Source organism: Pseudonocardia sp. Ae505_Ps2 (assembly GCF_001932425.1).
In the GTDB taxonomy this organism is placed as follows: domain Bacteria; phylum Actinomycetota; class Actinomycetes; order Mycobacteriales; family Pseudonocardiaceae; genus Pseudonocardia.
Genome location: NZ_MCIP01000001.1, coordinates 3,034,834 through 3,046,946 on the forward strand (window position 1 = coordinate 3,034,834; position 12,113 = coordinate 3,046,946).

At 75.3% G+C, this 12,113-nt stretch carries 9 protein-coding genes and 2 pseudogenes; 6 read left to right on the plus strand and 5 right to left on the minus strand.

What is annotated here, in order from left to right:
• A pseudogene (locus Ae505Ps2_RS32020) lies at positions 1-273 on the minus strand (IS5/IS1182 family transposase); the annotation flags it as partial.
• Positions 274-657: 384 nt separating this feature from the next.
• On the opposite strand from Ae505Ps2_RS32020, the gene Ae505Ps2_RS14555 reads away from it, so the two are divergent.
• Both Ae505Ps2_RS14555 and Ae505Ps2_RS14560 read left to right on the plus strand, forming a co-directional pair.
• Entirely contained in the window at positions 658-1,059 is a 402-nt protein-coding gene (locus Ae505Ps2_RS14555; RefSeq protein WP_075307503.1) for a zf-HC2 domain-containing protein, read from the plus strand.
• Between the two features lie 204 nt (positions 1,060-1,263).
• Positions 1,264-1,779, plus strand: a complete 516-nt coding sequence (locus Ae505Ps2_RS14560; protein ID WP_075307501.1) for a hypothetical protein — start codon at positions 1,264-1,266, stop codon at positions 1,777-1,779.
• Positions 1,780-1,789: 10 nt separating this feature from the next.
• Here the strand turns inward: Ae505Ps2_RS14560 and Ae505Ps2_RS14565 are convergent, their stop codons facing one another.
• Both Ae505Ps2_RS14565 and Ae505Ps2_RS14570 read right to left on the minus strand, forming a co-directional pair.
• Positions 1,790-3,013: a glycosyltransferase gene (locus Ae505Ps2_RS14565; RefSeq protein WP_075553703.1), complete on the minus strand. Its 1,224-nt coding sequence runs from the start codon at positions 3,011-3,013 to the stop codon at positions 1,790-1,792.
• 39 nt (positions 3,014-3,052) lie between these two features.
• Positions 3,053-3,495, minus strand: a pseudogene (locus tag Ae505Ps2_RS14570) (Lrp/AsnC family transcriptional regulator).
• 153 nt (positions 3,496-3,648) lie between these two features.
• Between Ae505Ps2_RS14570 and Ae505Ps2_RS14575 the strand changes: the two are divergent.
• Together Ae505Ps2_RS14575 and Ae505Ps2_RS14580 are read left to right on the plus strand one after the other, a co-directional pair.
• Positions 3,649-7,107: an indolepyruvate ferredoxin oxidoreductase family protein gene (locus tag Ae505Ps2_RS14575; RefSeq protein ID WP_075553704.1), complete on the plus strand. Its 3,459-nt coding sequence runs from the start codon at positions 3,649-3,651 to the stop codon at positions 7,105-7,107.
• Positions 7,108-7,171: 64 nt separating this feature from the next.
• Complete coding sequence (locus Ae505Ps2_RS14580) at positions 7,172-9,358, plus strand: transglycosylase domain-containing protein (protein ID WP_249265273.1); 2,187 nt, start codon at positions 7,172-7,174, stop codon at positions 9,356-9,358.
• A gap of 5 nt (positions 9,359-9,363) precedes the next feature.
• On the opposite strand, the gene Ae505Ps2_RS14585 is transcribed toward Ae505Ps2_RS14580, so the two are convergent.
• Together Ae505Ps2_RS14585 and Ae505Ps2_RS14590 are read right to left on the minus strand one after the other, a co-directional pair.
• Positions 9,364-9,885 carry an isochorismatase family protein gene (locus Ae505Ps2_RS14585; protein WP_075553705.1) on the minus strand — a complete coding sequence of 174 codons (522 nt, stop codon included), beginning with the start codon at positions 9,883-9,885 and terminating at the stop codon, positions 9,364-9,366.
• Positions 9,886-9,931: 46 nt separating this feature from the next.
• Positions 9,932-10,381 (minus strand): MarR family transcriptional regulator, encoded by a 450-nt coding sequence (locus Ae505Ps2_RS14590; protein ID WP_020625052.1) that lies wholly within the window; start codon positions 10,379-10,381, stop codon positions 9,932-9,934.
• A 47-nt stretch (positions 10,382-10,428) separates the two neighbouring features.
• On the opposite strand from Ae505Ps2_RS14590, the gene Ae505Ps2_RS14595 reads away from it, so the two are divergent.
• Together Ae505Ps2_RS14595 and Ae505Ps2_RS14600 are read left to right on the plus strand one after the other, a co-directional pair.
• Positions 10,429-10,815: a DUF5313 family protein gene (locus Ae505Ps2_RS14595; protein ID WP_020625051.1), complete on the plus strand. Its 387-nt coding sequence runs from the start codon at positions 10,429-10,431 to the stop codon at positions 10,813-10,815.
• A gap of 27 nt (positions 10,816-10,842) precedes the next feature.
• Entirely contained in the window at positions 10,843-12,072 is a 1,230-nt protein-coding gene (locus Ae505Ps2_RS14600; protein ID WP_233147610.1) for an aminotransferase class V-fold PLP-dependent enzyme, read from the plus strand.
• Positions 12,073-12,113: the final 41 nt, after the last annotated feature.

Consider the following 12,113-nt stretch of genomic DNA (forward strand, 5'->3'; position numbering starts at 1 on the left):
GTGCAGGCCGGGTGCGGCCGCGGCGAGGACGTCGATGCCTTCGTGCAGGTAACGGTAGGCCGTTGCAGTGCTGATCGCGTTGTCACCGGCCGAACATCGGACCCGGGTAGCATCACAGAACCAGCGGATCACCAGCACTGCCTGGGCGAACGGGGTCAACGCCCGCCGCCGGGTGCCACGTCGACGGCGTTGAAGGACCAGGAGCCGCGCCAGATAGGCCACGGTGCGCTCCCCGATCGGGAGGACAGCGGTGTAGGTGACAGGATCAGACATGCAGGACCTCGGTGACGGTGTCGATCTGTGCTGGACCGAACCGATCTACCGGGGTCCTGCCCCGTTCCCGCTCATCTCACCACCCTCGGCGTGTCGCCACGACCTGCCACCCCGCTACTGAGAACACCTCACTGCCTGATCGACGATGCTGCTCCACCAGACGACGCTGCTGTACCGGTGCGAGCGGCGGGAGCGGGGCGACGCACGCCGGTGGCGTCGTTCTGCTGCGCGTGGGAAGCGCAAGGGACGGGGTTCCCCGAGGGCCCGCGGAGCTGTCGGCACGAGGTCAGGTGCCGCGGTCACCGAGGAACGCGCCGTACGGACCGCGGAACACGGACGGGGGTCGGGTGGAACCGGACGGGCCTCGTGTACGACAGTGATGGTATGGACTGTCAGGGCTACCGCGAGGTGCTGTCCGCCCGGCTCGACGGCGAGGCGGCCGACGACGAGCGCGCGATGGCCGAGGACCACCTCGCCGGCTGCGCGTCCTGCCGTGCCTTCACCGACGGTGCCGACCGGCTCGGCCGGCTCGCCCGCGTCGGTCCGGCGGAACCGGTCCCCGATCTCACCGACCGGGTCCTCGCCGCGCTCGGCGTCGCCGTTCCGGCTCCGGCACCACCGCCCGCGGCCGTCCCCCGGCTGAGCTGCCTCGACGGCGGCTGCTGCGGCGGCTCGGCGGCACCGGCCCCGGTGGGCGCGGCGACCTCGGCGTGCGGATGCGCGAGTACCTGTGGCTGCGGCTGCCAGCAGGGCGCGCCCTGCCGCTGCGCCGTCCGCGCCGCCTAGGCGAGCGGTGCCGACCGCGGCGGCCGTTCCGGAACCGCCGCGACCGCCGAGCGGTGCGCACGGCGGGCTCGCCGACCGGCCCCCGGAGCCACCCCGTCGGCGGCGTCGCGACCGGTACCGGCGTGGTGCAATAGCCTTCCCGACATCCCGCTACCGCAGCGACTACATGCAGCGACGACACCGCAGTGACGACGAGGGAGCCGCATGAGTGCACCGCGCACGCCCGGCCCGGGCGCGCTGTCCCCGCAGGCGACACCCGAGCTCGCCGACGAGCTCACCCGCATCGCGTGGCGGGTCGACCGCTGGATCGACCCCGGTCCGGCGTCGGTCGTCGCGGGGGCGGGGGTCGCCGCCGTCGTCGCCGCCCTGCTCATGCCCTGGTCGACCCACGGCGCCGGGTGGGAGGTCCTCACCGGCCGGGCCGCCATGGGGCCGCTGCCGTGGCTGTTCACCGTGGTCGCCGTCGTCGCGGTGGGGGTGTCGGTGCTCGCCCTGCTGACCCGCTTCTGGCCGCTGGCCTGGACCGCGGCCACCGTCACCGGCGTCGGCGCGGTCACCGGGCTCTGGGCGGTGTGGTCGCGCCAGACCGCCGTCGCCGGCACCGACGACATCGGACCGGGGCTGGTCGTCACCGTGCTCGGGGTGCTCGTGCTGTTCGGCACCTGGGCACGCACCGTCGTCGCCTGCGGGCCCCGCGCCCCGCACGGCCCGCCCGCCTGACCCCTGCGGCTCAGGCCGCCAGCACGGCTACCCGGCGCGCGGCCAGGTCCTCCAGGACACCGACCGCGTCCTCCACCGGCGGCAGCGCCAGCATCGCGCGTTGGGCCGAGCGGATCCGCGCGCGGACGTCGTCGTCGGACAGGAGACGCGTGCAGGTCGCCGCGATCTCGGCGGCGTCGGGAGCGCAGTGCGAGCCCAGCCCGAGTTCGGCGACCCGCCCGGCGTTGTGCTCCTGGTCCCCGAACTGCGGCAGCACCGCCAGCGGGACGCCGTGCCGCACGGCCTCGCGGATGCCGTTGTAGCCGCCGTGGGTGAGGAACAGGTCCGAGACCTGGAGCAGCAGCGGCTGCGGCACCCACGAAGCAGGATGCACGTGCGGAGGCAGGTCCAGGTCGTCGACCGGCAGGCCGCCGGTGGACAGCACCACCTCGGCGTCGAGCCGGGACGCCGCCTCCGCCACGGTGCGCAGCGCCGCGTGCGGGTCGACGGGGGCGCGGCGCTGGGCACGTCCGGCCATCGCCGGCATCGCCGTCCCCAGTCCCGCGAGGACGAGCGGCCGGTTCCCGGGCAGCGCGGCGACCCAGCCGGGCACCGTCTCGCCGCGGGTGACCTGGTCGTCCTGGCGGAACGCCCGCGCCGGCGCCACCTGCGGCTCGGCCAGCGAGAACTGCTGCGGCATGCAGTCCAGCCGCCCCCACCGGTGCAGCGCAGCCGGGTCGTCCGGGACGGCGAAGCCGAGCTCCTCGCGACGCTCGGTCAGCGCGTCGGCGACGACGTGCGGGGCGAGGACGTTGCCCGCGCCCGACGGTGCCGCCACGCACGGCACCCCCAGGTGCTCGGCCACCAGGAACCCCGCGGTCTCGCCGCCGTCGCGCAGCACCAGGTCCGGGACCCCGTGGGCCCGCACGAGTGCGAGCAGCGCCCGCGCCGAGCCCGTCACCTGCGGACCCGCGAACAGGGTCGGCAGCAGCGCCGTCGTCGCCTCGGCCGGGGTCAGCGTCGCCAGCGCGGCGGGCCCGCCGAGCCGGGCGAGAACCGGGCCGAGGTGTCCGGCGGCGTCGGCCATCGTCGGGAGCACCGGCTCGACGACGACGGGCGCACCGTCGAACACCCCCGCGACGTCGGGCGGGCACGCCACCACGACCCGGTGGCCGGCATCGCCCAGCGCCCGGGCGAAGGGGAGCACGGCCCGGCCGTGCGAGGGCGAACCGGTGACACTGCAGAGAACGAGCACCCGGTCATGATCGGTCGGATCGTTGCGATAGGCAACTGATCACGTGCGGGTCCAGCGCCCCAGCACCATCAGCGTCCGGGTCCCGGTGACGGTGCCGTTGCGCCGCAGCCGGTCGATGACCTCCTGCAGGTGCGCGAGATCGCGCACCCGGACCTGGACCAGGGCGTCGAGGTCACCGGCGAGGTGTAGACCGCCTGCACCTCCGGCTGGCGCGACGCCGTGTCGACGATCTCCGAGACGCTGGCGGTGCCGGCGTAGCGGATCTCACTGAACGCCTCGACCGGCCAGCCCAGCTTGGCGTGGTCGACCTGCACGGTGAAGCCGGTGATCACCCCGGACTCACGCAGCCGGTCGACCCGGCGCTTGGTCGCGGCGGTGGACAGCCCGACCCGTGCGGCCATGTCGGCGTAGGTGCGGCGCGCGTCCTCGTGCAGCAACCGCAGGATCGCGTGGTCCAGCTCGTCGACCTCGGTCTCGGGCACAGCACCTCCGGCGCAACGGATTCACTCCTGTGTGGCCGCCACACGGTATCCGTTGCGTTCTCTCGGTCAGAGTCCCCTCGGCTGTTGCGTCGTGGCGCTCGTCACGCTGTCCTGAGCGGGCCGCGCCGCCCACCCGACGAGGAGCTGTCACCGATGACCGTGCTGGACGACAAGTACCTCGCCACCCACGGGCGGGCTCCGATGACCGGGATCCAGGCGCTGGTGCGGCTCGTGCTCGAACAGGCCCGCCTCGACACCGCGCGCGGCTTCGACACGGCCTCGTTCGTCTCGGGCTACCAGGGCTCCCCGCTCGGCACCTTCGACGCCGAGCTCGGCCGCGCCCGGACCCACCTCGACGCCGAGCGCGTGGTCTTCCGGCCCGGGCTCAACGAGGAGCTCGCCGCCACCGCCGTCGCCGGCACCCAGCTGCTCGACGCCGTCCCCGGTCGCCGCCACGACGGCGTCGTCGGCTGGTGGTACGGCAAGAACCCCGGCCTCGACCGGGCCGCCGACGCCATCCGGCACGGCAGCCTGGCCGGCACCGCCCGGCTCGGCGGCGCCGTCGCGATCATCGGCGACGACCCGTCCTGCAAGTCCTCCACCGTGCCCAGCTCCTGCGAGCCGATGGCGCAGTCCCTGACGATGCCGCTGCTCGCGCCCGGCTCGGTGGCCGAGGTGATCGAGCTGGGCCTGCACGCGGTCGCGCTGTCCCGGGCCACCGGGCTCTGGACCGGCCTGAAGATCATCGCCGACGTCGCCGACGCCTCCTGCACCGTCGACCTCGGCGCGCTGCGCCCGGAGCTGGTCGGCGTCCCGGCCCCGCCCGCCACCGACCGCGCGCAGGCCGGCCCGCTCGTCGGGCCCGCCGCCGTCGAGGCCGAGCACGACCAGCTCACCCGCAGGCTCGACCTGGCCCGCCAGTACGCCCGCGAGACCGGGCTCAACCGCGTCACCTTCACCTCCCGCGACCCGCACCTCGCCGTGCTCGCCTCCGGTACCGGGTACGCCACCGTGCTGCGGGCGTGCGAGGACCTGGGCCTGGGCGAGGCCGAGCTCGACGCACTCGGCGTGCGTCTGATCCGCCTCGCCATGCCGTTCCCGGTCGACGCCGACGCGCTCGCCGGACTCGTCGAGGGCTGCGCCGAGGTGCTCGTGGTCGAGGACAAGGTGCCGTTCCTGGAGGGCCACCTGCGCGACGCTCTCTACGGGCGCGACCACCGGCCGACGGTCACCGGCCGCCGCGACGACCGCGGCCGCCCGCTGCTGTCCGCCCGCGGCCAGCTCGGCGCCGAGGACGTGGCCCGCGCCCTGGCCGCCCGGCTCACCGCCGACGGACGGACGCTGCCCGCCGCGGCGAGCGTGCACCTGGAGCGCCTCGCCCCGCCGAAGCCGTCGCGGATCGGTCTGGACCTGCTCGGGAACCGGACGCCGTACTTCTGCTCCGGCTGCCCGCACAACACCTCCACCCGCACCGGCGACGACACGCTCGTCGGCGTCGGGATCGGCTGCCACGCGATGATCGCCCTCGACGGTGAGCACCGCGGCCGGCAGATCGGGCTGACCCAGATGGGCGGCGAGGGCGCCCAGTGGATCGGCCTGGCCCCGTTCACCGACGACCGCACCCTCGTGCAGAACCTCGGCGACGGCACCTTCCACCACTCCGGCTCGCTCGCGATCCGCGCCGCCGTCGCCGCCGGGGTCACCATGACCTACAAGCTGCTCTACAACGACGCCGTCGCCATGACCGGAGGGCAGCGCGCCGAGGGACGGATGAACGTCCCCGACATCACCCGCTCGCTCGCCCTGGAGGGCGTGCGCCGCATCGTCGTCACCACCGACGACCCGCGCGACTACCGCGGCATCGCCCTCGACCCGATCGCGAGCGTCCGCCACCGCGACGAGCTGGCCGCGGTCGAGCAGGAGCTCGTGGCCCTCGACGGCGTCACCGTCCTGATCCACGACGACCGCTGCGCCGCCGAGGAGCGCCGGCTGCGCAAGCGCGGGAAGCTGCCCGCCCCGGCGGAGAAGGTGCTGATCAACGAGCGGGTCTGCGAGGGTTGCGGCGACTGCGGTGACCAGTCGACCTGCCTGTCGGTGCTGCCGGTGGAGACCGAGTTCGGCCGCAAGACCACCATCCACCAGTCGTCCTGCAACACCGACTACTCCTGCCTCAAGGGCGACTGCCCGTCGTTCCTGACGGTGGTGCCCGGCACCCGGTCGCGCCGGGAGATCCCGCCGCTGCCGGTCACGCTCGTCGCCCCCGAGCCGCGGGTCGACCAGGACGCGACCCTGATCCGGATGCCCGGCATCGGCGGCACCGGCGTCGTCACCGCCTCGGCGATCCTGCAGATGGCCGCCCACCTCGACGGGCTGTTCGCCGCCGGGCTGGAGCAGGTCGGGCTCGCGCAGAAGGGCGGCCCGGTCGTCTCCGACGTCCGGATCGCCAAGCAGCCCCACCACGGGATCCTGCGCGCCTCCCGCGGCACCGCGGACGTGCTGATCGGGATGGACCTGGTCGGCACCGCCTCCGACGCGACGCTCGCGGTCGCCCGGCCCGGGCACACCGTCGCCGTCGTCAACACCTCGCTCGTGCCGACCGCGGCCATGGTCACCGGACGCGTCGTGCTGCCCGGCTCCACCGACGACGCAGTCGAGCGGATCGGCGCGGTCGCCCGCGACCTGCTCGCCGTCGACGCCCAGACGCTGTCCGAGGCGCTGTTCGACGACCACCTGCCCACCAACATGCTGCTGCTCGGTGCCGCCTACCAGCACGGGGTGCTCCCGGTGTCGGTCGAGGCGCTGGAGGAGGCGATCCGGGTCAACGGCGCGGCCGTGGAGACCACGCTGACCGCGTTCCGCTGGGGCCGGGCCGCCGCGATCGACGCCGCCGCCGTGCGCCGGGCGCTCCTCGCGCCGCAGCCGGCCCCGGTCGCCGTCGACGAGGTGTCCGCGGCGCTGGCCCGCTCGGTCGCCACGGGCTCCGAGCTCGCCGAGGCGCTGGCCACCCGCATCGCCGACCTCACCGGCTACCAGGACGCCGCCTACGCGCACCGCTATGCCGAGGAGGTCCGCCGGGTGGCGGCCATCGCCGCCGCCCGGGCCGGGGACGCGGCCGGCGAGCGCGTCGGCGCCGCCTACGCCCGCGGCCTGCACCGGCTCATGGCCTACAAGGACGAGTACGAGGTCGCCCGCCTGCACCTGGACCTGGTCGAGACCGCCCGCCGCGACGCCGCGTTCGGTCCCGACGCCCGGGTCTCGGTGATGCTGCACCCGCCGGTGCTGCGCGCGCTGGGGATGAACCGCAAGATCGCCCTCGACGGCCGGCTGGCCGGCCCCGCGTTCCGCGCGCTGCGCGCGGCCCGGCGGCTGCGCGGCACCCCGCTGGACGTGTTCGGCCGCGCCGGGGTCCGCCGGGTGGAGCGCGAGCTGGTGGGGGAGTACCAGACGCTGGTCCGCGCCGCGCTGGACCGGCTCACGCACGACACCGTCGACGGTGTGGTCGCCGTCGCCGAGACCGTGGACCTGGTGCGCGGCTACGAGGACGTCAAGCTCGGCAACGTCGAGCGGTTCCGGGAGCAGGCCCGGACCGCGCTCGCCGCCCTGACCGGCTGACTCTCAGCGACTCGCGCGGGCGCGCCTCAGGCATCCCTCAGCGTTGCGGCGCACAATCGCCCGCGTGGGGGAACGCCTGATCGCACAGCACTGGAACGACCGTCTCCGGGAGACCCGCACCGGGCGACGGTGGCGCCGCCCGGACCCGTCGGTGCTGCGGCGGCTCGGGATCGGGATCCTGGCCGGCGGGCTCGTCCTCGCCGGGTGCGCGGCCCCCGCCGCGGCGGGCGTCGCCGCCGTCGCCTCGGTCGTGCCGCCGGGGACGACCGGCGACCTGCCGAACGCGGCGTCGCTGCCCGCGGCGACGGTCCTCACCGACCGCGACGGCACCCCGATCGCCTACCTCGACGAGCAGTACCGGATCCCCGTCCCCTACGACCGGATCTCCCCGTCGATGGTCGCCGCGATCGTCGACGTCGAGGACCGCCGGTTCTTCGACGAGTCCGGGGTGGACCCCGTCGGCACCCTGCGCGCACTGGTCACCGACGCCGCGGGCGGCGCCGTGCAGGGCGGCTCCACCATCACCCAGCAGTACGTGAAGAACTGGCTGATCGACGTCGTCGACCGCGACGACCCCGCCGCCCAGCGGGCCGACCACGCCGACACCCCGACCCGCAAGATCCGCGAGGCGGTGCTCGCCCAGCGCCTGGCGCACAGCACGTCCAAGCAGGACGTGCTCGCCGGGTACCTCAACACCGTCGAGTTCACCGGCAACGTCTACGGCGTCGAGGCCGCCGCGCGCGCCTGGTTCGGCACCGACGCCGCGCACCTGACGGTCCCGCAGGCCGCGCTGCTCGCGGGCGCGGTCAACAACCCCACCCTGTTCGACCCGTTCCGCCACCCGCAGGCCGCGACCGACCGGCGCAACACCGTGATCGCGGCGATGCGCGACGCCGGGTCGCTCACCCCGGTCCAGGCTGCCGAGGCCACGGCCGCGCCGCTCGGGGTGCGCCCCGGCGGGCCGCAGGTCCCCGGGCACAACTGTTACGGCGCCACCGACGGCGCCGGGTTCCTCTGCGAGTACGCGGTGTCCGAGCTGGAGAAGGCGGGGTTCACCGAGCAGCAGCTCGACACCGGCGGCTACACGATCCGCACCACCCTCGACCCGGCCGTGACGGCGTCGGCGCAGCAGGCGGTCGACGCGAACGTGCCGCGCACCCAGGACGGCGTCGCCAACACCCTGGCGCTGATCCGGCCCGGCCACGGCGACGCCGCCACCGGCGACCACCAGATCCTCGCCATGGTCGCCAACCGCCGGCCCGGCACCGACGCCGCGGCCGGCGACACCACGCGCGACCTCGTCGCCGCGCCGTCGAACGTCTTCGGTGCCGGTTCCACCTTCAAGATCTTCACCACCGCCGCGGCACTGGAGGCGGGCACCGTCGGCTACGACAGCACGCTGCCCGACCCGGCCTCGGCGTGCTTCCCCGGCGCGGGGAGCAGCTGCTACCCCGTCAGCAACGACACCCCGAACTACCCGGACCCGATCCCGCTGCCCGTCGCGCTCGCGACCTCGCCGAACACCGCGTTCGTCGACCTCGAGGAACGCACCGGGATCCCCCGGGTGGTGGACATGGCGCGCCGGCTCGGGCTGCGCGACACCCTCGCGTCGAACGCGGTGGGCGGGACGCCGGACCCCTCGTCGCCGGACGCGCGGATCTCCCAGCCGCAGTCGCAGTTCTTCGCGGACCTCCCGTCGTTCACCCTCGGGGTCAGCCCGGTGTCCACGCTGGAGGAGGCGAACGTCGCGGCGACGATCCAGAGCGACGGCGTCTGGTGCGCCCCGGACGCGGTGCTGTCGGTGACCGGCCGCGACGGTGCGGCGGTGCCGGTGAACCGGCCCGCCTGCGAGCAGGCCGTCGCCCCCGGCGTCGCGCACACCCTGGCCGCCGGGCTCGGTGGCGACACCGTGACCGGCACCTCGGCGGCCGCGGCGCGGGCCGAGGGCTGGACGCGCCCCACGATCGGCAAGACCGGCACGACGAACTCCTCGGAGTCGGTCGCGTTCGTCGGGGCCACCGGCGGCATCGACGGCGTGGCGGGGTCCTCGATGGTGTTCGCCGACGGCCCGAACCCGTCGGAGATCTGCCCCGGCGACCCCGTGCACCTCGGCGACTGCGGGCACGGCGCGTTCGGCGGGACCGTCGCGGCGCCGCCGTTCTTCGCCGCTGTCGACCCGCTGGTCGCCGGGCGGGCCGACGTGCCGCTGCCCGACCCGGACCCGGCCTACCTGCAGCCCCGCAACGGGTGACGCGCCTACTTCAGCAGCTTCTGGACCTCGCGGAAGCGCGGATGCGCGGCGTCGCGCAGCCACTCGAACAGCACCATCTCCGAGGTGACGACCTCCGCCCCGGCCGAGCGCGCCCGCTCCAGCGCCAGCTGCTCGTCCTGCGGGAACCGGGACCCGACGGCGTCGGCGACGACCACCACCCGGCGGTCCTCGGCGCGCAGCTCCAGCACGGTCTGCAGCACGCAGACGTGCGCCTCCACCCCGGCGACGACGATCTCGGTGCGGCCGGGCGGGAACAGCACGCCGTCGTCGGCGGCGAAGCGGGTCTTGGGCATCACCAGGTGCGGCAGGCCGGCGAGCCGCTCGACGGTCGGGCCGAGCTTCTCCGGGACCTGCTCGGTGGCCAGCACCGGGACCTCCAGCAGGGTCGCGGCCTCGGCGAGCCGGGCGGCGCGCTCGACGACGCGATCGCCGTCGTGCATCGCGGGGACCAGGCGCTCCTGCAGGTCGACCAGGAGCAGGACGGCCTTGCCTGCGGTCGTCAGCACGGCGGAGACGGTACGGCCGGCGACCGGTCCCGCACCACCGCCCCGGTCAGCCGCGCGACGCGGCGATCACCCGGTCCAGCACCGTCCGCAGCTCCTCCAGCTCCGGCAGCGGCATCCCGAGCCGGTCCACGATCGCCGCCGGGATCGCCTCGGCCCGCGCCCGCAGCGCCCACCCGGCGTCGGTGAGCGACACCGCCATCGTCCGCTCGTCACCCGGGACCCGGCGCCGGTCGACCAGGCCCGCGGCCTCGAGCCGCTTGAGCAGCGGCGACAGCGTGCCGGGGTCGAGCGCGAGCTCCCGGGCCAGGTCGCCGAGCGAGCGCGGGGAGCGCTCCCACAGTGCGAGCAGCACCAGGTACTGCGGGTGGGTCAGCCCCATCGGCTCCAGCAGCGGCCGGTACAGCGCGATGACGTTGCGGGCCGCGACGGCGAGGGCGAAGCAGACCTGACGGTCGAGCCGGAGGAGGTCGTCGTCACCCGGGGATGCGCTCGGCATGGCACCCATCGTACATTGTTGGTGCACCAAGAATTGGGGGACCAACAATGGATCAGCGGCCGAACCCCGTCCAGTGGCTGGCCTACGCCTACGGCGCCGGGCTGCCCTCCCGGTTCCGGGGCTGGGTCCTGCACGACGTCACCACCCGGACCTGGCAGCTGCGTCACCTGGTGCGCACCACCGTGCAGCTGCTGCCGATCGGCGTGCTGCTCTACCTGCTGATCCCCGGCCCGGTGTACGTCCGGGCGCTGTCGGTGCTGGCCGGGGCGATCCTCGGCTACTTCTACTCGCTCGCCTACATGTACGAGTCCGCCGAGCACCGCGTCGCTAAGGCGGGGTACCCGGTGGGGCACGCCGCCGCGGTGCGCGAGAAGGCCGACGAGGGGACCCGCGAGGCCGCGCGGGAACGCTACGAGCGCCGCTGGCGCGGCTAGGGTCCGGAACCCGGCAGGATGGGCCCCGTGACCGTCCACCCCGGCCCGGCGTCCGTCGCCGCCCGCCTCGACGCCGAGGACCCGCTCGCCGCCCTCCGGGAGCGGTTCCTGCCCGCCGACGGCGTCGTCGCCTACCTCGACGGCAACTCCCTCGGCCGCCCGCTGCGCGCGGCTGCCGAGCGGATGGAGCGCTTCGTCCGCGCGGACTGGGGCACCCGGCTGATCCGCGGCTGGGACGAGGGCTGGATCGACCGTCCGCGCACCCTCGGCGACCGGATCGGCGCCGCCGCGCTGGGGGCGGGGCCGGGGCAGGTCGTCGTCGCCGACTCCACCACGGTGCTGCTCTACAAGCTGGCCCGCGCCGCCCTGGACGAGCGCGCGGCGCACGGCCGGGACGAGATCGTCGTCGACACCGACAACTTCCCGACCGACCGCTACGTGGTCGAGGGCATCGCCGCCGAGCGCGGCGCGTCGCTGCGCTGGATCGAGTCCGACCCGGCCGCCGGGGTGACCCCGGAGCAGGTCGCGGCGGCCGTCGGGCCGCGCACCGCGCTGGTGCTGCTGTCCCACGTCGCCTACCGGTCCGGGTTCCTCGCCGACGGCCCCGCGATCACCCGGGTCGCGCGCGACGCCGGCGCCCTGGTGCTCTGGGACCTGTCGCACTCGGTCGGCTCGGTCCCGGTCGAGCTCGACGCCTGGGGCGCCGACCTCGCGGTCGGCTGCGGCTACAAGTACCTGAACGGCGGGCCGGGCGCGCCCGCGTTCGGCTACCTCGCCGCCCGGCACACCGGCGCGCTGCGCCAGCCGATCACCGGCTGGTTCGGCCACCGCGCCCCGTTCGCGATGGGCCCCGGCCACGAGCCCGCGCCCGACGTGCGGGCGCTGTTGTCCGGCACCCCGCCGGTGCTGGCCTCGGTGCCGCTGGAGTGCGGCGTGGAGCTGCTCGCCGAGGCCGGGATCGACGCGGTCCGGGCGAAGTCGCTGCGGCTGACGGCGTTCGCACTCGACCTGGCCGACACCCTGCTCGCCCGGCACGGTGTACAGGTCGCCTCACCGCGCGACCCCGACCGCCGCGGCGGGCACGTCACATTGCGCCGGTCCGACTTCGCCGAGGTCAACGCCCGGCTGTGGGAGCGCGGCGTGATCGGCGACTTCCGCGCCCCGGACGGCATCCGGATCGGGCTCGCACCGCTGTCGACGTCGTTCGCCGAGGTCGCGGCGGGCATGACCGCGCTGGCCGAGGAGGTCGCGCGATGAGCCCGGAGCACCGACGCGCCCGGCCCGGCCCGTCGGCGTCC